The organism is Micromonospora sp. ALFpr18c (genome assembly GCF_008868155.1).
In the GTDB taxonomy this organism is placed as follows: domain Bacteria; phylum Actinomycetota; class Actinomycetes; order Mycobacteriales; family Micromonosporaceae; genus Micromonospora.
On sequence record NZ_WBKR01000093.1, the window covers coordinates 1 to 23,263 of the forward strand.

The 23,263-nt window shown below is 73.1% G+C and carries 20 protein-coding genes; 9 read left to right on the top strand and 11 right to left on the bottom strand.

Features of this window, described 5'->3' with window-relative positions; translation table 11 throughout:
• A partial coding sequence (locus F8271_RS17675) for a DUF5667 domain-containing protein (protein ID WP_370461924.1) occupies positions 1-863 on the bottom strand: 863 nt, incomplete at its 3' end.
• 280 nt (positions 864-1,143) lie between these two features.
• Entirely contained in the window at positions 1,144-2,112 is a 969-nt protein-coding gene (locus tag F8271_RS17680) for an ECF subfamily RNA polymerase sigma factor, BldN family (RefSeq protein ID WP_151490869.1), read from the bottom strand.
• Positions 2,113-2,698: 586 nt separating this feature from the next.
• Between F8271_RS17680 and F8271_RS17685 the strand changes: the two genes are divergently transcribed.
• Genes F8271_RS17685 through F8271_RS17695 form a run of 3 tightly spaced genes read left to right on the top strand, consistent with a single transcriptional unit; the run spans position 2,699 to position 5,264 of the window.
• Positions 2,699-4,333, top strand: a complete 1,635-nt coding sequence (locus F8271_RS17685; protein WP_151490870.1) for an AMP-binding protein — start codon at positions 2,699-2,701, stop codon at positions 4,331-4,333.
• Complete coding sequence (locus tag F8271_RS17690) at positions 4,323-4,577, top strand: glutaredoxin family protein (RefSeq protein WP_151490871.1); 255 nt, start codon at positions 4,323-4,325, stop codon at positions 4,575-4,577. The genes F8271_RS17685 and F8271_RS17690 overlap by 11 nt, the downstream gene beginning before the upstream one ends.
• A 24-nt stretch (positions 4,578-4,601) precedes the next feature.
• Positions 4,602-5,264: an HAD family hydrolase gene (locus F8271_RS17695; RefSeq protein ID WP_151490872.1), complete on the top strand. Its 663-nt coding sequence runs from the start codon at positions 4,602-4,604 to the stop codon at positions 5,262-5,264.
• Here the strand turns inward: F8271_RS17695 and F8271_RS17700 are convergent.
• Both F8271_RS17700 and F8271_RS17705 read right to left on the bottom strand, forming a co-directional pair.
• A complete protein-coding gene (locus F8271_RS17700; RefSeq protein WP_151490873.1) occupies positions 5,245-5,898 on the bottom strand; it encodes a response regulator transcription factor in 654 nt (217 codons plus the stop codon). The genes F8271_RS17695 and F8271_RS17700 overlap by 20 nt on opposite strands.
• A 58-nt stretch (positions 5,899-5,956) precedes the next feature.
• On the bottom strand, positions 5,957-7,258 hold the full coding sequence (locus F8271_RS17705; RefSeq protein WP_151490874.1) for a sensor histidine kinase: 1,302 nt from the start codon (positions 7,256-7,258) through the stop codon (positions 5,957-5,959).
• A gap of 369 nt (positions 7,259-7,627) precedes the next feature.
• Between F8271_RS17705 and F8271_RS17710 the strand changes: the two genes are divergently transcribed.
• From F8271_RS17710 to hemB, 5 genes are read left to right on the top strand one after another with little or no spacing between them, the layout of a single operon-like run.
• Entirely contained in the window at positions 7,628-8,398 is a 771-nt protein-coding gene (locus tag F8271_RS17710) for a redox-sensing transcriptional repressor Rex (RefSeq protein ID WP_151490875.1), read from the top strand.
• Complete coding sequence (locus F8271_RS17715; RefSeq protein WP_151490876.1) at positions 8,395-9,792, top strand: glutamyl-tRNA reductase; 1,398 nt, start codon at positions 8,395-8,397, stop codon at positions 9,790-9,792. The genes F8271_RS17710 and F8271_RS17715 overlap by 4 nt, the downstream gene beginning before the upstream one ends.
• Positions 9,789-10,757 (top strand): hydroxymethylbilane synthase, encoded by a 969-nt coding sequence (hemC, locus tag F8271_RS17720; protein WP_151490877.1) that lies wholly within the window; start codon positions 9,789-9,791, stop codon positions 10,755-10,757. Before F8271_RS17715 ends, hemC begins: the two co-directional genes overlap by 4 nt.
• Entirely contained in the window at positions 10,754-12,334 is a 1,581-nt protein-coding gene (locus tag F8271_RS17725; protein ID WP_151490878.1) for a uroporphyrinogen-III synthase, read from the top strand. Before hemC ends, F8271_RS17725 begins: the two co-directional genes overlap by 4 nt.
• Before the next feature lie 22 nt (positions 12,335-12,356).
• Positions 12,357-13,340, top strand: a complete 984-nt coding sequence (gene hemB / locus F8271_RS17730) for a porphobilinogen synthase (protein WP_151490879.1) — start codon at positions 12,357-12,359, stop codon at positions 13,338-13,340.
• A gap of 55 nt (positions 13,341-13,395) precedes the next feature.
• Here hemB and F8271_RS17735 read toward each other — a convergent pair whose 3' ends face one another.
• Together F8271_RS17735 and F8271_RS17740 are read right to left on the bottom strand one after the other, a co-directional pair.
• On the bottom strand, positions 13,396-14,874 hold the full coding sequence (locus F8271_RS17735; RefSeq protein ID WP_151490880.1) for a DHA2 family efflux MFS transporter permease subunit: 1,479 nt from the start codon (positions 14,872-14,874) through the stop codon (positions 13,396-13,398).
• A gap of 9 nt (positions 14,875-14,883) precedes the next feature.
• Positions 14,884-15,459, bottom strand: a complete 576-nt coding sequence (locus tag F8271_RS17740) for an NADPH-dependent FMN reductase (RefSeq protein WP_151490881.1) — start codon at positions 15,457-15,459, stop codon at positions 14,884-14,886.
• A 57-nt stretch (positions 15,460-15,516) separates the two neighbouring features.
• Here F8271_RS17740 and F8271_RS17745 point away from each other — a divergent pair, with 57 nt between their 5' ends.
• A complete protein-coding gene (locus F8271_RS17745) occupies positions 15,517-15,864 on the top strand; it encodes a MerR family transcriptional regulator (protein WP_151490882.1) in 348 nt (115 codons plus the stop codon).
• Positions 15,865-15,905: 41 nt separating this feature from the next.
• On the opposite strand, the gene F8271_RS17750 is transcribed toward F8271_RS17745, so the two are convergent.
• The 5 genes from F8271_RS17750 to F8271_RS17775 form a co-directional block, all read right to left on the bottom strand.
• Positions 15,906-16,832 (bottom strand): CU044_5270 family protein, encoded by a 927-nt coding sequence (locus tag F8271_RS17750; protein ID WP_192580338.1) that lies wholly within the window; start codon positions 16,830-16,832, stop codon positions 15,906-15,908.
• Between the two features lie 17 nt (positions 16,833-16,849).
• Positions 16,850-17,419 (bottom strand): RNA polymerase sigma factor, encoded by a 570-nt coding sequence (locus F8271_RS17760; RefSeq protein WP_151490885.1) that lies wholly within the window; start codon positions 17,417-17,419, stop codon positions 16,850-16,852.
• A 192-nt stretch (positions 17,420-17,611) separates the two neighbouring features.
• Complete coding sequence (locus tag F8271_RS17765; RefSeq protein ID WP_151490886.1) at positions 17,612-20,890, bottom strand: lamin tail domain-containing protein; 3,279 nt, start codon at positions 20,888-20,890, stop codon at positions 17,612-17,614.
• Between the two features lie 93 nt (positions 20,891-20,983).
• On the bottom strand, positions 20,984-22,000 hold the full coding sequence (locus F8271_RS17770; RefSeq protein WP_151490887.1) for a GNAT family N-acetyltransferase: 1,017 nt from the start codon (positions 21,998-22,000) through the stop codon (positions 20,984-20,986).
• Positions 22,001-22,072: 72 nt separating this feature from the next.
• Positions 22,073-23,263: lytic transglycosylase domain-containing protein (locus F8271_RS17775; protein ID WP_225854598.1), on the bottom strand; the 1,191-nt coding region annotated here is incomplete at its 5' end.

Here is a 23,263-nt window from a genome sequence, read left to right on the forward strand (position 1 = left end):
GGGGCGGGGCCGAGGGCGTCGCTGCCCGCCGGTGCCGGGAGGCCACAGGCGATCGACGCGCGCAGCGCGTCGGAGCGCTCCCGGATGCTGTCCAGCAGCGCCAGCGACTGGCGGGTCCGCTCCCGGTCGGCCCGGTTGGCCCCGTCGAGCAGCTTGCTCACCGCCCGGCGCTGACTGGTGACGAAGGTGTTGACGGTGTCCAGGCTGGCCGGCTCGGCCCGCTGCACCGCCGCCGAGGTCAGCAGACGTACACCCTGCCGGCTGTCGGCGTCCATGTCGTCGAGGACCGTGCTGTAGCCGATCCGGTCACCGCGGAGCTTGGCGGCCTCACCGAGCCGGGTCCGGGCGAAGTCCAGGAAGAGCTGGCCACGGCTGATGTCCGAGCTGGCCAGGGCGAGCTGGGCGCGTTCCGTCGAGCGCTTCATGCCGTACAGCGCGTCGCCGGGAACGGCGTCCTCGCTGGCGGCGGAGATGCCGGAGACGGCGATGGCACCGGCGGCGACGCCGACCAGGATCGCGGCTCGGGCCCTCGCGCGCCGGGCGGTGACCGCCGGCAGCAGCGGCCCGCGGGCGGTGGTGGCGGGACGGGTGGTGGCCGTCTCGCCGGCCGTCGGGGCGTTGCCCAACCCCTCCCGCTCGGCGGTGGCGAGCAGCATCGCCCGCAGGCCGGTGCGGAACTCGGGGTCCGCCTCGATCGCCGGGGGATCGACGCTGAGCCGCTGGCCCACCGCGACGAGCGGCGCGAGTTGACCGTCCACGCGGGACCGGACGTGGTGCCGCCGGCCGCCGTTGGCCTCCTCGAGAAGCTGCGCGAAGCGCTCGGCGCGCCGGCGGGAGAAGAGGATGTTGTCCACCGCAGGCACCTCCTCTCGCTGGTCACGGCCGGTCGGCCGCCGTCGTTGCCAGCGACCGCGCGGCAGTGTGACACCACGGAGGTGAGGTGCCGCCCGGCGTACCGGTCGGACCTCGGTGACCCGGGCCTGCCGGGCAACCACCGGTCGCACCCGGAGAAACGCGGCGGACCGGGCACGGGTTACGGGCCTGGCGGGGCGAAAATCACAGAAAGTGATCGTCGTCACCCGGCGGGACCGACCCTGAGCTGCACGGATGTCGATCGACATCCATCGGTCCCGCCGAAGGAAATTACGGCTGGAAGCCGTCGGGGAGGAGCCGGGCCAGCGCCCGGACGGCCCGGTACTGGAGGGCCTTGATGGCACCCTCGTTCTTGCCCATGGACCGGGCGGTCTCGGCCACCGAGAAGCCCTGGAGGAAGCGGAGCACGATGCACTCCTGCTGCTCCGGATTGAGCTGCTTCACGGCGGTCAGCAGGGCGACGTTGGTGATGTGCTCGACCACCGCCGCCTCCGGGCTGCCCTCCGGGCCCCGGTCCTCCCGGTCGGCGTCGAGCACGTCGCCGGTGGTGACCTCCAGCCGGTACCGGCCGGACTTGAAGTGGTCCGCGACCAGGTTGCGGGCGATGGTCACCAGCCAGGCGCCCAGGTCGCGCCCCTGCCACGTGAAGCTGCCGATCCGCTTGAGGGCGCGCAGGAACGTGTCCGACGTGAGGTCCTCGGCGAGCTGCCGGTTGCCGACCCGGAAGTAGACGAACCGGAACACCGTGTCGACGTACCGGTCGTAGATCAGGCCGAACGCCTCGGACTCGCCAGCCTGGGCCCGCTCGACCAGCGTCCAGACCTCGGTGGCCGGGTCGGACGGGTCCGGGCGGCTCGGGAAGCCCGTCGGCGTCGTGGTGGTGGGCGTCGTGGCGGCGGCCGGCACCGCCGGGATCACCGCCGTCTCACCCGCCGCCGGGTCGGCGGTCGTCGTCGGCGTGTCGCCGGTCCGCCGGCCCTGCGTCGGCATGGTCGGCCGGGACGGTACCGCGACCCGGCCACCGGTCGGCCGGGCGTTCCCGCCGGGCACCGCCGGACGCGGTGGCGGCTCGTTGGTGTGCGGGCGGTTGCGGGTCCGCTGCGCCGCACCGTCGCCGTGGGTGGCGGCGCCGTGCGGTTCGTCCAGCGGAGCGCGGGCGGCCGGCCGCTCGTTGATCTGGGCGCGGGTCGGCTGACCGGTCAGGCCGGCCGGACGTTCCGCGTAACCGAAGGTGGTCACCGTGTCGCCCCCGTCCCGGTGGTCGCCGGGCGGGCCGGTCTGTGGATCGTCGGGGTCGACCGACCGGGCTTCCGGTCGGGCAGGACGGTTCCGGGGTTTGCCGACGGGCGGCAGTACCCCTTGAGGTGCTGGTCCAATGCGCTCACAGGCACGGGGGCCTCCTCGGGCTGAGGGGTGTCGACTCACGGCAAATGGGGTGAGCCGACCCGAGTGATAATAGGGCCAACGTCACCCGCGCGTGGCAAGTCCGTTACACAGGGCGGAAGTATTTCCCGCTCTGCCGCACCGTCGGCGGACCGGTTGTCCGTCGTGTGCGATTGACATTTCCCCGGCCCGGTGATCCAGGATGGATTCCCTGGTCGGGGGTGCATTGCCCGTTCGGGTGACCCTCCCCGGCCGGTGGCCGCCGCGCCCCGGCCGAACCGTCGGTCGGGGGCGTCACTCGTCCCACCGGCAGGACTCGATCGGACCGCCGGTGGCACGGTGACCGTCCCGTACACGGGACGCCGGCCACCGGGTCTGTCCGGCGCTCACCCCGACCGTCGGGCGTGGCCAGTCGCCGCCCGCTGTGCCAGACTCGGTCACCGTGCAGGACGCAGCGGAGAACCCCGCGCCGAACCTCGCCGACCGGGTCCACCGGGCGGCTCTCGAGTACGGCGACCGGCCCGCGCTGCACTGGCGCGAGCAGAGCATCACCTGGTCCGAGATGGACGCGGCGGTGGACGCCGCCGCACGCGGTCTCGCCGCCGTCGCGCCGCACACCCGTCCGGGCGATCCGCCGCCGCGCGTCGCGATCGCGCTGCCCAACACCCCCGACTTCGTCATCGGCCTGCTCGGCGCGCTGCGTGCCGGGCTGGTCGCGGTGCCGGTCAACCCCGGCTTCACCGCCCCGGAGCTACGCCACGTGCTGGCCGACTCCGGCGCGTCGGTGCTCCTCGGCGCCGACCGGATCCGGGGCCTCGCCGCCGAGGTGTCCGCCGGGTTGCCCGCGCTCACCGCCGTGCACGGCGCACCGCCGCGGCCGGCCGCCGAGGCCCCCGAGCCGACACCGCACCCGCGCCGGGGCGGGGACGACCTGGCCGTACTCCTCTACACCTCCGGCACCGAGGGGCACCCCAAGGGCGCGATGCTCTCGCACCGGGCGCTGCTGGCCAACCACGAGCAGGTCGACCGCATCGAGCCACCCGTCGTCGGTCCGACGGACACCGTTCTGCTCGCGCTGCCGCTGTTCCACGCGTACGGGCTCAACTCGGGGCTCGGCGCGGTCGTCCACCATGGCGCGACCGGTGTGCTGCTCGACGAGCCGGGGCCGACCGCCGGGCTCGACGAGATCGCCCGGCACCGGGTCAGCGTCCTCATCGGCGTACCGTCGATGTTCCTGGCCTGGGCCGGCGCGGCCACGGCCCGCACGGCCACCGCGTCCGTGCGGATCGCGGTCTGCGGCGCGGCTCCGCTGGACCCCGCCGTCGCGGCGCGCTTCACCGCGACCACCGGCCACCCCGTGCACGTCGGGTACGGCCTCACCGAGACCGCTCCGGTGCTCACCTCCACCCTGGTCGGCGGGGCCGCCAAGGCCGGCTCGATCGGCCGGCCGCTGCCCGGCGTGCGACTGCGCCTGGTCGACGCCGCCGGCGCGGACCTGTGGCGCGACGGCCTGACCGTTCCCGACGACGACCCGGATGAGCTGGACATCTCCGACATCGCGCCCGGTACCGACCCGGGTCAGATCGTGGTCGCCGGCCCCAACCTCTTCGCCGGCTACTGGCCCGACGGGCGCGACGGCCCGGACGCCGACGGCTGGTGGGGCACCGGCGACATCGCGTACGCGGACTCCGACGGCGACCTCTTCCTCGTCGACCGGCTCGGCGAGCTGATCCTGGTCAACGGGTTCAACGTCTATCCGCGCGAGGTCGAGCTGGTGCTCGCCGGGCACCCCGGGGTGGCCGAGTCGGCGGTACTGGGTGTGCCGCACCCGCGGACCGGCGAGACTGTGCGGGCGTACGTGGTGCCCGCGCCGGGTCGGCCGGTGACCGGCGAGGAACTGCTCACCCACTGCGCACGCAACCTGGCCCGGTTCAAGTGCCCGACCGTCGTCGAGTTCGTCGACGCCCTGCCCCACTCGGCGATCGGCAAGGTACGCAAGACCCAACTCCGGTCGGCGACGCCGGCCGGCCCGCCGGCTGACGCCGACACCCGCACGGAGGTAACCGATGTCCACTGACGCCCGGCTCGCCCTGATCACCCGGCCCGGTTGCCACCTGTGCGACGACGCGAAGGCGGCCCTCGATCGGGTCGTGGCGGTCACCGGCGACAAGTGGGTCGAGTGGGACGTCACCGACAACGTGGAGCTGGAGCGGGAGTACGGGGACCGGCTGCCGGTGGTGATGCTCGACGGCAAGGAGCACGGCTACTGGCGGGTCGAGGAGGACCGGCTGCTGCGGGACCTGACCACGCCACAGCTCTGAGCGCTGCCTAGCTAGGGTGCTCTGATGACCTCCGCGCATCCCCACCTGGTCTGGGACTGGAACGGCACCCTGCTCAACGACCTCAGCCTGGTGGTGTCCGCCACCAACGTCGTGTTCGCGAGCCTGGGCGGGCCGGTCGTCACTCTCGACGAGCACCGGGTGCGGTTTCGCCGGCCGATCGCCGAGTACTACGCCGAGGTGCTCGGGCAGGCCGTGGACGACGACGAGTTCGGCCGACTGGACCGGATCTTCCACGACGCGTACCGCACCGGTTTGACCACCTGCGAGCTGGCCGCCGACGCGCGCGACGCGATGGCGTCCTGGCCGGGCAGCCAGAGCCTGCTCTCCATGTGGTTCCACGAGGAGCTGGTGCCCACCGTGCACACCTTCGGGCTGACCGGCCACTTCACCCGGGTCGACGGGCTGCGGGCCGCGGTCGGTGGCGACCGCAAGGCCGAGTCGCTTCGGCAGCACCTGGCCGAGCTGGGCGTGGACGGCACGTCGGTGGTGCTGATCGGCGACTCCATCGACGACGCGGACGCCGCGCTCGCGGTGGGCGGCCGCGCCGTGCTCTACACCGGCGGGTTCACCGACCCGGCCCGGCTGCGCGCCTCCGGTCACCCGGTGGCCGACACCCTCACCGACGCGGTGGCCCTGGCCCGGGAGGTCAGTTCCGCAGGTAGGTGAGGACGGCCAGCACCCGCCGGTGCTGCTCGGTGTCCGGCGGCAGGGTGAGCTTGGTGAAGATGTTGCGCACGTGCTTCTCGACCGCGCCGTCGCTGACCACCAGGGCGCGGGCGATGGCCGTGTTGGAACGCCCCTCGGCCATCAGGGCGAGCACCTCCCGCTCGCGCGGGGTCAACTCCCGCAGCGGGTCGTCGCGGCGCCGTCGGGCGAAGAGCTGGCCGACCACCTCCGGGTCGAGCACCGTGCCGCCGCCCGCCACCCGGCGCAGGGCGTCCAGGAACTCGTCGATCGCCGCCACCCGGTCCTTCAACAGGTAGCCGATGCCGCCGCCGGCACCGCCGGTGGTCGCCAGCAGGTCATCGGCGTACGACACCTCGACGTACTGGGAGAGCACCAGGATCGGGGTACGCGGCACCAGCCGACGCGCCTCGACGGCCGCCCGCAGACCCTCGTCGGTGTGTGTCGGTGGCATCCGGACGTCGACGATCGACACGTCCGGCTGGTGCTCCACCACCGCCTCGACCAGGGCGTCGCCGTCCCCGACGGCGGCCACCACCTGGTGGCCGCTCTCGGTCAGCAGCCGCACCAGCCCCTCGCGGAGCAGGACGCCGTCGTCGGCGATCACGATGCGCATGGCTGTGGTGTCTACCACGTCCGGCCCGCCGGGCCGGCCCGGCGCGGCATCCGCCGGCTCACAGGGGAAACTCGGCGCGGATCTCGGTCGGGCCACCGGTCGGGCTGATCACGGACAGTTCGCCGCCGGCCGCCCGGACCCGGTCGGCGATGCCGGCCAGCCCGTGCCCCTTGGCCAGGTCCGCGCCGCCCTGCCCGTCGTCGCCCACCCGCACCTGGAGGTGGGCGCCCTGCCGGGCCACGGCGACCACGGCCTCGGTGGCCCGGCTGTGCTTGGCGATGTTGGTCAGCGCCTCGGCCACCACGAAGTAGGCGGTGTTCTCCACGGCCGGGTCGAGCCGCCCGCCCGGTGTGCCGAGCTGCGGGTCCACCTGCAGCTCGATGGGGATCAGTCCTCGACCGGCGAGCGCGGCCAGGGCGCTGGGCAGCCCCCGGTCCACCAGGATCGGCGGGGCGATGCCCCGGGACAGCGCCCGCAGTTCAGCGAGGGTGTCCCTGGTCTGGGTGACCGCCTCGTCGATGGTCCGGCCGGCCGCGGCCGGGTCGGTGGCGAGCTGCATCCGGGCCCGGCTGAGGTCCATCGCCAGCCGGACCAGGCGCTGCTGCGGGCCGTCGTGGATGTCGCGTTCCAGCCGGCGCAGCGCGGACGCCTCGGCGGAGACGGCGGCCCGTTTCTGCTCCTCCAGCACGGTGATCCGGTCCCGCATCTCGGCCACCCCGGTCAGCATGGCCTTGGCGAAGCTGGCCTGGAGTAGCGCGCAGCCTCGGATCACGATCGGCAGCGTGATCAGGAAGAACACGCCGATCGCGGTGTTCAGCCCGATCCGGGCGGTGGTCGAGTCACCGAGGCCGAGCAGTTGGGCCAGGTCGCTGTCGCCCCCGCCGTCGGCCCGGGGGAGCGCCCAGTCGTACGCCCAGTAGAGCGAGCCGGCGACCGCGGCGGCCCACCAGGACAGGGCCACCACGAACGTGAGCCCCGCCACGATCAGCCGCAGCACACCGTGTGCCAGGTCGAGCCAGGACTGGGCGTCGCGCATCGGCACGAAGATCCGCCGCCAGGCGTTGGCGCCCGCCTCGGCCAGCCGGTAGTGCGGCCGGATCCGCGGCTGCCGCAGCACGGCGGGCAGCCGCAGGCGCTCGATGTCGGCCAGCCCGCGGGCGGCGTACAGGGTGCCGCTGAGGATCGGCAGGCCGATCACCGTGACCACCAGCCCGACACCGACCACGAGGCCCACGACGAGGACGACGAAGCTGGCCACCGCCAGGGGCAGGCCGAGCAGCACATAGCTGGAGTCGACGAAGAGTTGGCGGGGGATGCTCGGTGCCAGCGTCGGCTGGTCGCTGGCGGCAACGGCGGTCATGCCCAAAGGCTAGGCAGTTGGGCTCGGTGTCCCCATCCCGAAGCCCCGCCTCTCCCTCGTAGTGCTGCCCCTACCACCGCCGGACGACCTGGGCGAGGCCCGGCGCGGGATTGGTCAGAGAAGTCAGGATTGAGCAATAATCGCCCCGGCGGAGAGCCGACCGAGTCGCTAAATCGATCTTGTGGAATGGAGGTGCTGGTGGAGTCGCGGCGCGCAGCGGCAAGATCGCGATTTGTGCACGTCTTCACAAGCGCCTACTCTGTGAGTCCGACGCGCCCTGCTAGCACAGCCGGCAATCTCGGTCGCCAGCGGGAGTCCATAAGCGGCCGACCAGCGGAGTTGGCCGAGGATCGCACCGCACGGAGTCTCATGAGTCAGCACCGTCACCCAGGCGCGCCCGGCCGCGCCGGTGCCGTACCGGCGCTCCCGGACCTGCCCGAGGCGACCGTCGCTCGGCTCCCCGAATACCTGCGTGCCCTGCACAACCTCGCCGACGCCGGGCACGAGACGGTCTCCAGCGAGGGCCTGTCCGCCGCCGCCGGAGTCAACTCCGCAAAACTCCGTAAGGACCTCTCCCACCTCGGCTCGTACGGCACCCGGGGCGTCGGCTACGACGTCGCCCTGCTGATCGAGCAGATCGAGTACGTGCTCGGGCTCACCCAGCGTCGGGCGGTTGCCCTGGTCGGCGTGGGTAATCTCGGTCACGCTCTGGCCGGCTACGACGGCTTCGCCAGCCGGGGCTTCCGGATCGCCGCCCTGCTCGACGCCGATCCCTCCCGGGTCGGCGAGGAGATCAACGGCCTGGTGGTCCGGCACGTCGACGAGCTGCCGGCGGTCGCTGTGGAGGAGTCCATCGCGATCGGCGTGATCGCCACCCCGGCCGCCGCCGCCCAGAGCGTCGCCGACCAACTGGTCGCGGTCGGCGTGACGAGCATCCTCAACTTCGCGCCGTGCGTACTCTCGGTTCCGGAGGGGGTCGACGTGCGCAAGGTCGATCTCGCCATCGAGCTGCAGATCCTGTCCTTCCACGAGCACCGCAAGGCGTCGCTGACCGCGCTGCCCGCCACCGGCGGGTCCGCTCTCACCGCCCTGCCCGGCGGGCTCGCGGCCACCGAAACCCAGGAGGCGATCGGCACGTGAAACTGCTCGTCGTCGGCGCGTCCTATCGGACCGCCCCGGTCGCCACGCTGGAGCAGCTGGCCGTGCCCCCCGCCGACCTCACCCGCACCCTGGACCACCTGATCGCCCAGCCGTACGTGAGCGAGGCGGTGCTCGTCTCCACCTGCAACCGGGTGGAGGTCTACGCCGCCGTGTCCGGTTTCCACGGCGGGCTCGGTGACGTCTGCGCCGTCCTGGCCGAGCAGGCCGGCAGCCCGCCGGCGGCGCTCGCCAGCCACCTGTACGTGCACTACGACACCGCCGCCGTGGACCACGTCTTCCGGGTCGCCACCGGCCTGGACTCGATGGTCGTCGGCGAGGCGCAGATCCTCGGCCAGCTGCGCGACGCGTACCACTGGGCCACCGGCGCCGACTCGGCCGGCCGACTGCTGCACGAGCTGATGCAGCAGGCGCTGCGGGTCGGCAAGCGCGCCCACGCCGAGACCGGCATCGACCGGGCCGGCCAGAGCGTCGTCACCGCCGCGCTGGAGCTGGCCGCCGGGCACCTCGACGGCGACCTCGCCGGCCGCCCCGCCCTGGTGATCGGCGCGGGTGCGATGGGCTCGCTCGGGGTGGCCACGCTGTCCCGACTGGGCGCCGGGCCGCTCACCGTCACCAACCGGGGCGCCGACCGTGCCGTCCGGCTCGCCGAGTCGTACGGGGCGAGCGCCGCTCCGATGACCGAGCTCGCCGACACCCTCTCCACAGTGGACATCGTAGTGGCCGCCACCGCGTCCACCGAACCGGTCCTCACCCGGTCGGTGGTCAGCGCGGCGCTGGCCGAACGGGACCCGGCCCGGGGCCCGCTGGTCCTGCTCGACCTGGCCGTGCCGCGGGACGTCGAGGAGGGCGTCGCCGACCTGCCCGGCGTCGAGGTGATCGACATCGACCGGATGGCGGCGCTGCTCGCCGACGGCCCGGCGGCGGCGGACGCCGCCGCCGTCGAGCGGATCGTGCTCGGCGAGGTGGACGGCTTCCTCACCTGGCTGCGCGGCGCCGACGTCGCGCCCACCGTGGCCGCGCTGCGCGGTCGGGCCGACGACGTGGTCACCGCCGAGCTGCGGCGGCTGGCCCAGCGCCGCCCCGACCTCGACGACGACCTGCGTGCCGAGGTCGCCCGTACGGTGCACCGGGTCGTGCAGCGGCTGCTGCACCAGCCCACCGTGAAGGTCCGCCAGCTCGCCGCCGAGCCGGGCGGCGACCAGTACGCTGCCCTGCTGCGCGAGCTGTTCGACCTCCAGGTGCCGCAGACCTCGCCGGTGGACACCGTCCCCGAGGTGCTGACCCCCGACCTCGGCGCCGTGTTCGCCGGCACCGACCCGGTGCTCGGCACGGACAACGCCGACCAGATCCCGCCCACCGGAGGAGCGCGATGACCGCCCCCCTGCGCCTCGGCACCCGGGGCAGCGCCCTGGCGATGGCGCAGTCCGGCCAGATCGCCGAGGCGTTGACCGCCGCCACCGGCCGCCCGGTCGAGCTGGTCGAGGTGGTCACCGCGGGCGACCGTTCCCACGCGCCGGTGCACCGGCTCGGCGTCGGGGTGTTCGTCTCGGCGCTGCGCGACGCACTGACCGCGCGGACGATCGACTTCGCCGTGCACTCCTACAAGGATCTGCCCACGGCCGCCGCCGCCGGGCTGCACATCGCGGCGGTGCCGGCCCGGCAGGACCCCCGCGACGCGCTGATCGCGCAGGGTGGGCGGACGCTCGCCGAGCTGCCGCCCGGGGCCACCGTGGGCACCGGCGCGCTGCGCCGCATCGCCCAGTTGCACGCCCTCGGCCTGCAACTGGAGGTCACCCCGATCCGCGGCAACGTGGACACCCGCCTGGCGCGGGTGCTCGGCCCCGACGCCGACCTGGACGCCGTCGTACTGGCCCGGGCCGGACTGGCCCGACTCGGGCGCACCGACGCGATCACCGAGACGCTGGACCCGATGCTGATGCTGCCCGCGCCCGCCCAGGGCGCGCTGGCCGTGGAGTGCCGGGTCGACGACCAGGATCTGGTCGAGCTGCTCGCGACGCTCGACCACGCACCGTCGCGCGCCGCGGTCACCGCGGAACGCGCGCTGCTGGAAACCCTGGAGGCCGGGTGCAGCGCACCCGTGGCCGCCTATGCGGAACTCGCCGAAGGTGACGACGGCGATGAGATCTACCTGCGCGGGGCGGTGATCAGCCCGGATGGCACTCGTGACCTTCGGCTGTCCCGCACCGGAACGCCCGCCGACGCGGCGGAGATCGGTAAGGCACTCGCCGCCGAACTCCTCGAACTCGGCGCCGACTCGATCCTCGGCCACGAAGGACACAACGGCCCGGGGACCCAGCAATTTGGGAGCACAGAATGACCCGCACCCGTAAGCCCGTCGGCCGTATCGCGTTCGTCGGGGCTGGCCCCGGCGACCCGGGCCTGCTGACCCGTCGGGCGCACGACGCCCTGGTCGACGCCGACCAGGTGATCTACGACCGGGGAGTCCCCGAGTCGTTGCTCGCCGTCGTCCGCGCCGAGGCCAGAGAGGACGCCGAGTTCACCCCGGCCGAAGGCGCGCCGGGGGACGTGGCGAAGGTGCTGATCTCCGCGGCCCGTTCCGGGCTGAACGCGGTGCACCTGGTCGCCGGTGACCCTTTCGGTCACGACTCGGTGGTCAAGGAGGTGCAGGCGGTGGCCCGCACCGCCGCCCACTTCGAGGTGGTGCCCGGTGTCGGCCAGGCCGAGGGCGTCGCCACCTACGCGGGTGTTCCGCTGCCGGGTGTGCGTACCGCCGCGGACGTCGAGGACGTCACCGCACTGGACTTCGAGGCGCTCTCCGCGGCCGTCGGCCGGGGCTCGCTCGCGCTGGCCGTGGACGCCGGTGACCTCGCCGCCGTCCGGGACGGCCTGCTGGCCGCCGGGGTCGACGGCACGACCGGCGTCGGGGTGACCGGTGACGGCACCGGCGAGACCCAGTACACGACCACGTCGACGGTGGACAGCTTCGTGGCCGCCGCGCTCGGCTTCACCGGCCGGGTGGTGCTCACCGTCGGCGCCGGCGTGGGCCAGCGCGACAAGCTGAGCTGGTGGGAGAACCGCCCGCTGTACGGCTGGAAGGTGCTCGTGCCGCGCACCAAGGAGCAGGCCGGTGCGATGAGTGCCCGGCTGCGGGCGTACGGGGCGATCCCGTGTGAGGTGCCGACCATCGCGGTCGAGCCGCCGCGTACCCCGGCGCAGATGGAGCGGGCGGTCAAGGGCCTGGTCGACGGCCGGTACGCCTGGGTGATCTTCACCTCGGTGAACGCGGTCCGCGCGGTCTGGGAGAAGTTCGCCGAGCACGGGCTGGACGCCCGGCACTTCGGTGGCGTCAAGATCGCCTGCATCGGCGAGGCGACGGCGGACGCGGTCCGCGCGTTCGGCATCCAGCCGGAGCTGATCCCCGCCGGGGAGCAGTCCTCCGAGGGGCTGCTCGCCGAGTTCTCGCCGCACGACGAGATCCTCGACCCGGTGGGCCGGGTGCTGCTGCCGCGTGCCGACATCGCCACCGAGACGCTCGCCGCCGGGCTCACCGAGCGCGGCTGGGAGGTCGACGACGTGACCGCGTACCGGACGGTGCGGGCGGCGCCGCCGCCCGCCGAGATCCGGGACGCGATCAAGTCCGGCGGGTTCGACGCGGTGCTCTTCACGTCTTCTTCGACCGTGCGGAACCTGGTCGGTATCGCCGGGAAGCCGCACGCGCGCACCGTTGTTGCCGTGATTGGGCCCAAGACGGCGGAGACCGCGACGGAGTTCGGCCTTCGGGTCGACGTCCAGCCGCCGCACGCCTCGGTGCCCGACCTGGTGGAGGCGCTCGCCGCCTACGCCGTCGAGTTGCGGGAGAAGCTGGCCGCCATGCCGGCCAAGCAGCGCCGTGGCTCGAAGGTGCAGGGGCCGACCGCCCTCCGCTTCCGGTAGTCGTCTTCAGGAGGGCCCTTCCATGTCGTACCCCGAGATCCGGCCCCGTCGCCTGCGCCGCACCCCGGCGATCCGCCGGCTGGTGTCCGAGACCCGGGTCGACCCGGCCGAGCTGGTCGTGCCGATGTTCGTCAAGGAAGGGCTCACCGAGCCGCGGGCCATCGCGTCGCTCCCGGGAGTGCTCCAGCACTCCCGGGACTCCCTGCGCAAGGCGGCCGCCGAGGCGGTCCAGGCCGGCGTGGGCGGGATTATGCTCTTCGGGGTTCCCGAGCGGCGCGACCCGACCGGGTCCGGCGGCATCGACCCGAACGGCATCCTGAACGTCGCCATCCGCGACGTGGTGTCCGAGGTGGGCGACGGCACGGTCGTGATGAGCGACCTGTGCCTGGACGAGTTCACCTCGCACGGGCACTGCGGCGTGCTCACCGCCGACGGCGGGGTGGACAACGACGCCACCCTGGCCGCGTACGCCGAGATGGCGGTGGCCCAGGCCGCCGCCGGGGTTCACATGGTCGGGCCGTCCGGGATGATGGACGGCCAGGTGGGCGTGGTGCGCCGGGCGCTCGACGCGGCCGGACACCAGGACGTCGCCGTGCTGGCGTACGCCGTGAAGTACGCCTCGGCCTTCTTCGGCCCGTTCCGGGAGGCGGTGGAGTCGGCGCTCGAGGGCGACCGGCGCGCCTACCAGCAGGACCCGGCCAACCTGCGCGAATCGCTGCGCGAGGTGGCGCTCGACGTCGCCGAGGGCGCCGACCTGGTGATGGTCAAGCCGGCGCTGCCGTACCTGGACGTGGTGTCGGCGGTGCGGGCCGCGGTGGACGTCCCGGTCGCCGCCTACCAGGTCTCCGGGGAGTACGCGATGGTCGAGGCGGCCGCCGCGAACGGCTGGATCGACCGCGAGCGGGTGATGCTGGAGACGCTCACCTCGATCAAGCGGGCTGGTGCCCAGATCATCCTCACCTATTGGGCCGTCGAGGCCGCCGGCCTGCTGCGCCAGCGCTACTGATCGTGCGGGTGGCGCAGTATCGCCACGTGCCACCCCCGCCACCGGTCGACGTCTACTACTGAGCTGTGGCCGCCGCCGGGGTGGCCGCCTCGTTCGTATCCGGCGCGGCGCCCGGAAGTCGCCGGCTGGTCAGCCAGGCGAGCGCCAACAGCACGGCCGACACCGCGAGCGTGAGCCGGGTGGCTTGCGCCAGTTCCGGTGCGAGGCCGAGCCGGCTGGCCGGGTCGAGTCGGTTGGCGGCCGTAATGCCCCCGCCGCCCAGGCTGGGGGCCAGCCGATCCGTCAGCCAGGACAGGACGGCGGCGATGAGCGCCGTGCCGGCCGCGACAGAGGTGTGCGACACCGTGGTGAGCAGCGTGGAGCCGGACGGCAGATCTTCGGGCGGGAGCGACCGGCTGGCCGCGGTCATCGTCGGCATCAGGGTGGCGCCCATGCCCAGGCCGATGACCGCACCCAGCGTGGCCAGCAGCGGGTACGACGTGTCGGCGTCGAGCACGAGCACCCGGGCCACCGTGCCGGCCACCGCGGCGGCGATGCCGAGCCCGACCACCCGCCGCGCCGAGACGCGGTCGACGAGCCGGGTCGCGACCTGGAGCATCAGTCCGGTGGTCAGCGCCTGCGGAATGCCGATCACGCCGGCCAGGGTGGCCGAGTCACCGCGTACCACCTGCACGTAGGCCGGGATGATCAGGAACGAGCCGAAGTATCCGGCGGCGAAGAGCGCCACCGTCGCGGCACCTCCGGCCATCCCCGGGGCTCGCAGGACGGCCACGCGCAGCAGGGGCTGCCGAATCCGGCCGGCCCGCCAGGCGAAGATCACGACCAGCGTGGCACCCAGCGCGAGCGGCAGCAGCACCGATGCGCTGACAACTCCGCCCCGCTCGCCGGTGACGCTGAGCCCGTACTCCGCCAGCGCCAGGCCGGGGCAGAGCAGCAGCAGACCGACGACGTCCAGCCGGACCGACGGACGTCGCGGGTCGGCGGCCGGCAGCACCGACCGGCCGAGCAACACCGCCAACAGCCCCACCGGCAGGTTGATCCAGAAGATCCATCGCCAGGACGCCTGATCGAGCAACAGCCCACCCAGCACCGGCCCGATCAGCGGCCCGACCAGGACCGGCAGGCCGAGCAGGCTCATCATCCGTCCTCGTCGCCCCGCCGGGACCGCGGCGAGCGCGACGGCCATCCCGACCGGGTTGAGCAGCCCACCACCCAGCCCCTGGAGCACCCGGAACGCGATCAGCGACTCGACGTTCCAGGCGGCCCCGGCCAGCACGGACCCGACGGTGAACAGCACCAGCGCGGACAGGTAGGTGCGGCGGGCGCCGAAGTGGCCGATCGCCCAGGCGGCGGTGGGCATCACCGCGACCAGGGCGAGCGCGTAGCCGCTGGTGACCCAGCCGATCGTGGTGAGGTCGGTGTCGAGGTCGTCGACCAGCTTCGGCAGAGCCACCACGGTGACCGTGGTGTCGATCACCGCGAGCAGGCCACCCAGGGTCAGGTACCAGCCGAGCCGCCGTGCGAGCGCGTCCATGTCCCCGGCTCAGGGCCGGACCTGGCGGGCGACGCGCAGCGCCTCGGCCCACCAGGTCAGCTCGCTCAGGGTGGCGTCGGCGGCCCGCCGCAGCGGCTCGTCGTCGACCAGCCGACCGTTGTCGTCGAGCCGCTCCCACGGTGCCCGGAGGACCACCCCGGAGCGGGTCGTGGCGGCCTGCACCTCGGCGAAGACCAGCCGGAGCTGCTCGACCGCCCGGATGCCGCCGGAACCAGCGCCGTACGACACGAAGGCCACCGGCTTGCGGACCCACTCCTGGTAGTGCCAGTCGATGGCGTTCTTGAGCGCGGCCGGGAAGCTGTGGTTGTACTCGGGCGTCACGACCACGAACGCGTCGGCGGCGGCCAACCGACCACTGATCGGGCTGGCCGAATTGCCGCCCGGCGGGGTGTCGGCGAATGGCAGCGCCACCTCGGCGAGGTCGACGAGGTCCAGGTCGAGCCCGTTGCGCCGGGCCGCGTGGGCGACGAACCAGTCCGCGATCGAGCGGCCCACCCGAGATTGACGGACGCTCCCGACGAGTACGGCGATGCTCGGCGGTGCATTGTTCTCTTGCGGTGTCATGCTCTGGACGCTAGGACTTGAACTAATGGTGAAGTCAATGGCGGCGGGGGAGTGGCGATGGGCACGTTGACGGTCGGCGAGGTGGCGAGGGAGAGCGGGGTCAGCGGCTCCGCCGTACGGTTCTACGAGCGGCAGGGCCTGATCGCGGCGGCCCGCACCGGCGGCAACCAGCGGCGCTTCGACCCCGACGCGGCGTGTCGGATCAGGGTGGCGCGAGTGGCCCAGCGCGTCGGCCTGACCGTCAACGACATCCGTGACCTGCTCGCCACCCTGCCGCCCAACCCCGAGCCGGCCGATTGGCAGGGTCTGCACGATCGGCTGACCGCCGAGGCCGAGCGGCGCATTCGCGAACTGCACGCGGCACTGGACGACATCCGCTCCGGCCGCCGCCTCTGCGAACTCTGATCACGCCCCCAGCCGACGTGCGTCACCGGCCAACCGCTCGGTCAGGGCGTTTGTCCCAGCCGATCGACGACGGCCAACCGCATGACGGCGGTGCTCGAATACAGCGACTGCTTGCCGTCGCGGATCAGAACCCGGCGCGTGCCCAGGTAGACGTGGGTCTCCCGGTCGAAGATCAGGTCGTTGTGCCCGCCGATCCTCCCCGGGGTCCGCAACGCCACCCCTCGCCGGCCGGCAGCGTCCCGCACGTCGCCGGGCACCACCGTGGCCCCGGGCACCTGGGCCATCGCCTGGAACAGCGCGCCGAGCGACTGCGGTGGCACGTAGCCCTCAAGCATCCAACTCCCGTCCGTGAAGACCGTCTGCGGGTCGTTCCTGATGGCCTCCAGGTCGGCGCCGGCGGGCAGATCCAGGGGGATCGGGTGGTCCCGGAGGTACCGGACCATCCGCTCCGGGTCGGTGGGCAGGCCCTGGAAGTAGCCGGGCGGCGGAGCCAGGTGGGACACGTCGTCGGTCCGCCACTCGTCCGGGCGGCTCTCCAGCCGCCGCCGCTGCTGCCAGGTCCGATCGTCACCGACCGGCACCCAACGCTGGAGTCGCTCCTCGGTGTACGCGCCGGACATCGGCAGCTCCCGGTGGCTGACCCGCAGCTCGACGAAGAGGAACTGGCCCGGGCGCGCCGTCAGGTCGGGCTGCTGCCGCGCCGTGTCCGCGGCCTCGGTCAGGATCTCGGCCGCGCTCGCCGTCGGTGGAGCGTCGCCCGTCGTCTGGACCGCCAACCCGGCGACGGTCAGCAGGGCGACCAGCCCGCCGACCCCGGCCAGCCGCCAGCCCGGTGTACGCCACCGTGAGCCTCGCCGGGTCGCCCCGACGGCGGTCGGGGCCGCCTCGACGCCCCGGGTGGCGACGTGTTCCTTCAGCTCGGTGAGAAGTCGTTCCTCGAAGTTGCCCAGTTGCGGGGTACGGCTCATGGTGATCTTCCCTCCGATCAGACGAGCGCGGATTCGGACTGCGCGAGCGCGAGGCGTACCGCCCGGCGGGCCCGGTGCACCCGGACCCGGGCGGCCACCGGGGAGATCCCGAGCGCGTCGGCCGCGTCCGCCACGGACAGCCCGTCGACGGCGACAAGTTCCAGCAGGGCGCGCGTGCGCTCCGGTAGGCCGCCGAGCGCCCGGTAGGTGCGGCGGGCCAGCGACTCCGCATCGATGCGCTCCTCGATCCGGGCGATGTCGTCGGCGTCCAGCAGGCGCCGTCCCGCGACCCGTCCGGTCGCCCGCAGGAGTCGGGTCGCCCGGCGATGCTCCGCCGCGATGACGTTGCGGGCCACGCCGAAGAGCCAGGCCAACTCGCTGCCCCGGTCCGCCCGGTAACCGTTGGCGGAGTCGATCACCGCGAGGAACACCTCGGCGGTGAGGTCCGCGGCCGTGTGCGGGTCGTCGACGCGGCGGGCGACGAACCGGCTGATCGTCTCGACGTGCCGCCGGTAGAACTGCTCGAACGCCGCTGGGTCCCTACCAATGGCGGCGAGATCATCGCCGTCGGGGCTCGGGTTGCTCACAGGCCGTCCTCTCGTTGGCCGTCCTTACACCCCTTCATTGGTCCGGCGGGACCGTGACGTTACATCGATGTCCTCGGCGAGATCGTGCCCCAACATGGATGTAGTGGCCTCCCGACCGGCGGAGGCCACTACATCCTGGATCGAGCGCGATCATGCGCTCACGAGAGGGATCACGCGCTCACGCGCGGGATCTCAGTCGTCGTTCGTGATCGTGCCGGTGGCCAGGGGGTCGGCCAGCCTCAGGCCGGGCACGCCGGCCACCAGCAGGGTCAGCCTCTCGTTCGCCTCCCGCTTCCGGTCACCGCGCACGGTCACCGGGAAGGCGACCGACGTCTGCCCGGCGGGCAGCACCTTGCAACCGGCGTACGGCTCGAAGTCCGAACCCGCCTGCGCGGTGATACCAACGGTGGTGGCGCACAGCAGCACCGGCTGGGACAGCGGCCGGGACACGGTTGCGGTGAACGTGAGCTGCCGGTTGCCCTGGTCGCCCTCGACCACCGTCGCGTCGGCGACGGTCAACGACGCCCGCGACCGGAAGCGAGCCACCTGCGGATCGTGGTCGCTGGACCCGCGCGACCCGTCACCGGTGAACTCCGCCGGCCAGTCCGCGTTGATGTGGGCCGCCCGCACCTGCACCAGGTCGCCGTAGAGCGCGTCGTTGACGAACAGGTGGTCGAGCGTCTGCGCCTGCCCCTCGAAGCTGTACGAATAGGCCGACGCCGGCACGTCCGCCACCAGGTTGTCCCACAGGTTGTGCAGGCCCGCCTCGTAGAGCGGGGCGAGCTGATCCGACGGAGTGGGCGCGCTGCCCGTCGCGATCGGATCGTCCGGGCGGGGGAACACGTTCAGGTCGCCGCCGTACACCACCCGGGCGTTCTGGTCGGCCGCCTCGATCGCGGTGACGATCGCCGCGCCGTACGCCGCCTGCTCCCGTCGCTGCCCGATCCGGCTGTCCGGGCCGGAGGAGTAGTGGTTGCTCAGCGCGTACAGGGTGAGCCGCTCGGCCGAGCCGGGTGCCGCGGCCACGGTGAACTTGCCCAGCTGCGGAGCGCGGGTGAAGACGTTGTTGCCGTCCCGGCCCGTCGAGGTGTCCACATCCGATGGCAGCACCGCGTTGAGGGCCTTCGGGTTCTGCACATCGGCGTTGCCCGGCAGCCCCGCAGCGCGGTACTGCACGGTCGGCGTCGAGCCCAGCAGCGGGTCGTCCGCCGTCGCGGCCGCCAACGACAACCGGTCGGTGCGGTACAGGAACGCGGCGGTGATCCCGCGGGCGTCCGCGCCGGTCCGGTCATAGGCCGCGGCGTACGCCGGCCCGCCGGCCGCCGCCACCGCGAGAGCCAACTCCTGGATGCTGTCCGGAGCGCCGTCGGCGTTGTTGGTGTCGCCGCAGGCCAGCGCCGCACCGGAGACCGTGCAGATGTCCTGGTCCTCCGCCTCCTGCACCAGGATCAGATCCGGAGCGTGCAGGTCCTTGGCGATCTGGTCGGCGAGCGACGTGAGGTGCTCGCGGTAGTCCGCCTCGCTGGACGGCACGTAGTCGAACGGCGGGTCGACACCTGGGCAGCCGGCGTTGCCGGTGAAGTCGCAGCCGTCGAATGGATCGTCGCGGTAGTCGTACAGGTTCTCCACGTTGTACGTCGCGACCGCGACCTCCTGCGAGCGGTCGGCCGGCTTCGGCGGGTTGTTCTTCGACGGGTCGGCCCCGGCGTCGAACTCGGCCCGCTCGACCTGCACGCCGTACTTTTCGAACGAGTAGTAGACGCCGCCCACCGCGTCGGCGCGCAGCGTGTCGAAGGTGTGCGCCGGCGGGAGAAGCGCGGTGCTGTCCCCGGCGGTGGCCTTCACGCCCATGCTGCCGAGCAGCACGCGCTGCCCGTTGCCATCGTCGAAGCGCCGGGTCGGGTCGTTGTCCAGCGGGTGCGAGTCCCGGAAGACCCGCCGGGCGTACGGGTCGGCGCGGTCCAGCAGCGGGTCGTCCCGGTCGACGACCCACAGCTCCGCGTCGGCGGTGGACGAGAACACGTCCCGGCCGCTCACCGCGCCGCTACCCGAGCGAACCCGCAGGCGGGTGCCCTCGTGCCGCTCCCACCAGCGCTGCGCGTCGGTCAGCTCGACCGGCGGCACCGCGTCGATCACCGCGACGGTCGTGTCCACGGCCAGGCCGGTGGCGATCCGACGGACCAGCGAGGCACCGGAGAGCTGGGTGAGGTTGTAGTACTCCGACACCCGGGCCCGCAGCACGACCTCGTCGCCGACCGTCGGCACGTAGCCGCCGATCAACGAGGTGAACGCGCCCATGAAGACGAAGATGCCGTCGGAGCTGGTCGGGTCTTCGTCGGTGTCGCCGCTGCGGCTCTGCAGGAAGAACCCGTTCTGCTCCGCCCCGGCCGCCGTACGGGCCAGCGTCAGCTGGGTGATCACGCCACGAACGTCGTACAGCGTGCTGCTCGTGCCGTTGCCGCTCGCCGGTGCGAGCGGCGACCGGTCGGCGGCGCCGGACTCGGCGTCGGTGGTCGGGCCCTGCACCTCGCCGACGGTCAGCTCCCGGGTCACCTGCACGGCCAGCGCGCAGCTCGCGGTGCCGCCGTCGGCATCGGTCGCGGTCACCGTCACGGTGTACGCGCCGGCGGCGAGGTCGGCGCTCGCGCCGACCGTGGCGCGGGCGGTGCCGCCCACCCCGTCGGCGGGAGTGACCGCGGTACGGGTGATCGAGCCGGCGGCCGGGGTCGGGCTGACCGCGGTCACCGCCAGGTCGGCGATAGTGTCGTCCGGATCGGTGGCGGTGACCTCTCGGGACGCGGCCGTGCCCGCCGCGGTGACCAGCGGGCCGCCACAGGTGAGCGTGGCCGGTACGTCGACCGGGCCGCCACCGTCCACGGTGTGCGCGCCCAGCCCGTCGAAGGTGTCGACGGGGAAGCCGGCCCACTGCGGGGCGGGGTCGAACGCGTCCGACGGGTCGGTGTCACCGGTGGTCACGCTCGGCAGCCGGCGCAGGGTGTTGTCCGCGGTGCTGGTCTCGCCGGCACCCCACTCGGTGCCCGGGTCGACACCCACCTGGCCGATCGAGTCGAGCACGGTGGTGCCCCGGCGCAGCACGATCGCGTCGTCACCGTTGAACAGGCTCGCGCCGGTGGTCTGGTCGGCCTGGGCGAGGACGGCGGCACCGGCCGACGCGCTGGCGAACACGAACACGTCGCCGGCGGCCACGCTCCCGGTCAACGCGATCGTGGTGGCCGTGGTGGAACCGTTGAAGTAGAGCTGCAACTGGTAACCGCCGCCGGTCAGGTCGACGGCGGCGCCGGTGCCGTTGAACAGCTCGATCGCCTTGTTGTTCGACGAACCCTCGACGTACTCCGAGATGAACAGATCGGTGGGCGCGGCGCTGGCCGCGGTGGGTGCGACGGCGAGCGCCGTGAGGGTCACGGCGACGGTGGCGGTCGCGAGCGCGGCTGTTGAGCGGCGCGGGCGCATAGGGCCTCCACGATGGGTGGACGGGGGTCAACGCACGTTAAGGTGCCCGACTGTCCATCGTCCATCCCCCATCGGACAGTTTCGTGAATTCCCTCAGCGCGGCGGATCGAGGCGGTGCACCAACTCGGCGACGTCGACGCTGTATTCGCACCAGTCCCGGTCGGGCCGGTAACCCAGCTCGGCGTTGACCTTCAACATCGCCTCGTTGGCCTGCGCGTTCCAGGTCTGCACCTCGACCAGCTCCGGCTCGGACGACCGCAGCTCCAACAGCATCCGGGCCTTGATCGCCCGGTCGATGCCGTAGCCTCGGTGGTCCTGCGCGACGATCGTGTCGTACTGGTCGGCGCGGGTCGGGTGCTGCGCCGGCACCACCACCTCGGTCAGGCCGGCGACCTCACCGCTCTGCTCGTGCCGGGCCAGCACGATGTACGGCTTCATGCCCCGCCGGTGCAGGGTGTCCAGGCTGTCCCGCAGCCGCTGCGGGTCGTACGAGCTGGGACGCAACTCGCCGTCGTCGACGTCACGCACCTCGGCCTTGGCCCGCGCGTACGCCTCGATCAGGTCGTCCGGTGGCCCGCCGGGGAAGAACTCCAGGTGGTAACCCGCCCCGACGCCGGTGGACATCTCGGCCAGCTCGGCCCAGTCGACCCCGGACAGGTCAAGGACGCTGCGCGTCTCCACGTACTCCCGGGTGAAGCCGAGTGACTCGTAGAAGCCCACCGCCGGCGTGTCGCCGACGACCTCGACCCCGATCGACCGGAAGCCCTCCTGGTAGACCCGGCGGGCGGCACGTAGCACCAGGTCACGGCCGAGCCCGGAACGTCGCACCGAGGGGTGCACCAGCACCTCGAGCACGCCGATGTCGCCGAGGAGCAGCACATGGACCTGGCCGAGGATCGCGCCCGGGTCACCGGCGGCGCTCGGGTCGGCCTGGGCGACCCAGGAGATCCGCCGCTCGCCGGGCATCACCTCGGCGAGGTACTCCCGCAGGGAGTTCTCCCGCCACGAAGGGTCCTGCGGCAGATCGGCCGCAAGAACCGCGTTCAGCGTGTCCAGCAGCGACGCGATCTCGGCGGACGACGCGGTCCTGGGGTCCCACTCGCGCACCATCACCCGTCTAGCTTGCCGCTAACAGCTGCCCGGGGGAAGTGTCCAATTCTCTGATGTATGCAGACGATCACTTCACGGGCGGCTGGCCCGTCCGTACCGATTTGCGGTGTCGTAGACGTCCTGGGCGTACCGGCGCACGTCGTTGTACGACAGGATCGCGTTCCACCAGTCGCCCGGGATGCTCAGGTTGCGGCCGCCCTTGCACAGGTAGTTCCCGGCCGCCAGGGCGGCGTCGTCCAGGTCGTGCGGGTCCTTGACGCCGTCGTTGTCCGCGTCCGCGCCGATCTCCTGCCACGTGGTCGGGATGAATTGCATCGGCCCGATGGCGCGGTCGAGGGTGGCGTCCCCGTCGAGCAGCCCACGGTCGGTGTCGATGATCCGCATCCGGCTGTCCTTGCCGTCCAGCGGCAGCCCGATGATCTTCGGTAGGGCCTTGCCGTCCTGCCCCAGGCGGGCGCCGTTGGCCGAGCCGTGCCCGGATTCGACCTGGCCGATCGCGGCGAGGGTCGTCCAGCTCAACGCGCAGCTGCGGTTGGTCTGGGCGAGTACCAGCTCGGCGTAGCCGTACGCCTGCATGGCGGCCGGCGGTACACCGACCTTGGCGCCGACCTGCTGTGCCCAGCCGGCCAGGGCGTCCGACGGTCGGCCACCGATCGCCGGCGGAAGGGCCGGCCCGGTCGGGAACCCGCCGGTCGGAACCCCGCCCGTCGGCAGCCCACCGGTCGGCACCCCGCCACTGGGCAGGGCGGCGGTGGGCAGACCGGCCGGCGGAACGGCCGGTGGCGGCGTCGCGGACGAATCGGCGGCGACCGATCGGGACGCGCGGATGGTCGCCGGCACGAGCAGCGCGCCCGCCGCGGCGGTCGCGGCCACCAGGGCCAGCAGGAACACGCCGGGCAGGGTGAGTCGACCACTGGGCCGGCGGGCCCAGGCCCGGGTGGCCCGGGCGGCGGTCGTCGCCGCCTGGCGGGGCGGCGGCAGTCGTACGGCGTGGGCGTGCGCGAACGGCACCCGGCGCCGCCGCCCCGCGTCGGCGACCAGCGGGACCGGCTTTCCGTCCACAGTGGCCACCGCGAGGTCGGCCACCGTGGCGTCGGCCGCGGCCTTCGGGGTCTCGGCCTTCGTGACGTCGACCGTGGCGGTCTCGCTCTGCGGCGCGTCCTTGCTCTGCGGCGCGTCCTTGCTCTGCGGCGCGTCGGCCGCCTTCGCGTCACCGCTGCTCGCGTCGGCTGTCGGGGCGTCGGCTGTCGCGTCGGGGGTGCT

Bases quoted from the DNA above. Each gene is read 5' to 3' on its own strand.
- F8271_RS17710 (WP_151490875.1), top strand. From the start codon at position 7,628: ATGAGTCAGCACCGTCACCCAGGCGCGCCCGGCCGCGCCGGTGCCGTA.
- F8271_RS17725 (WP_151490878.1), top strand. From the start codon at position 10,754: ATGACCCGCACCCGTAAGCCCGTCGGCCGTATCGCGTTCGTCGGGGCT.
- F8271_RS17750 (WP_192580338.1), bottom strand. From the start codon at position 16,832: ATGAGCCGTACCCCGCAACTGGGCAACTTCGAGGAACGACTTCTCACC.
- F8271_RS17700 (WP_151490873.1), bottom strand. From the start codon at position 5,898: ATGCGCATCGTGATCGCCGACGACGGCGTCCTGCTCCGCGAGGGGCTG.
- F8271_RS17705 (WP_151490874.1), bottom strand. From the start codon at position 7,258: ATGACCGCCGTTGCCGCCAGCGACCAGCCGACGCTGGCACCGAGCATC.
- F8271_RS17740 (WP_151490881.1), bottom strand. From the start codon at position 15,459: ATGACACCGCAAGAGAACAATGCACCGCCGAGCATCGCCGTACTCGTC.
- hemB (WP_151490879.1), top strand. From the start codon at position 12,357: ATGTCGTACCCCGAGATCCGGCCCCGTCGCCTGCGCCGCACCCCGGCG.
- F8271_RS17745 (WP_151490882.1), top strand. From the start codon at position 15,517: ATGGGCACGTTGACGGTCGGCGAGGTGGCGAGGGAGAGCGGGGTCAGC.
- F8271_RS17735 (WP_151490880.1), bottom strand. From the start codon at position 14,874: ATGGACGCGCTCGCACGGCGGCTCGGCTGGTACCTGACCCTGGGTGGC.
- F8271_RS17695 (WP_151490872.1), top strand. From the start codon at position 4,602: ATGACCTCCGCGCATCCCCACCTGGTCTGGGACTGGAACGGCACCCTG.
- F8271_RS17770 (WP_151490887.1), bottom strand. From the start codon at position 22,000: ATGGTGCGCGAGTGGGACCCCAGGACCGCGTCGTCCGCCGAGATCGCG.
- F8271_RS17765 (WP_151490886.1), bottom strand. From the start codon at position 20,890: ATGCGCCCGCGCCGCTCAACAGCCGCGCTCGCGACCGCCACCGTCGCC.
- F8271_RS17690 (WP_151490871.1), top strand. From the start codon at position 4,323: ATGTCCACTGACGCCCGGCTCGCCCTGATCACCCGGCCCGGTTGCCAC.
- hemC (WP_151490877.1), top strand. From the start codon at position 9,789: ATGACCGCCCCCCTGCGCCTCGGCACCCGGGGCAGCGCCCTGGCGATG.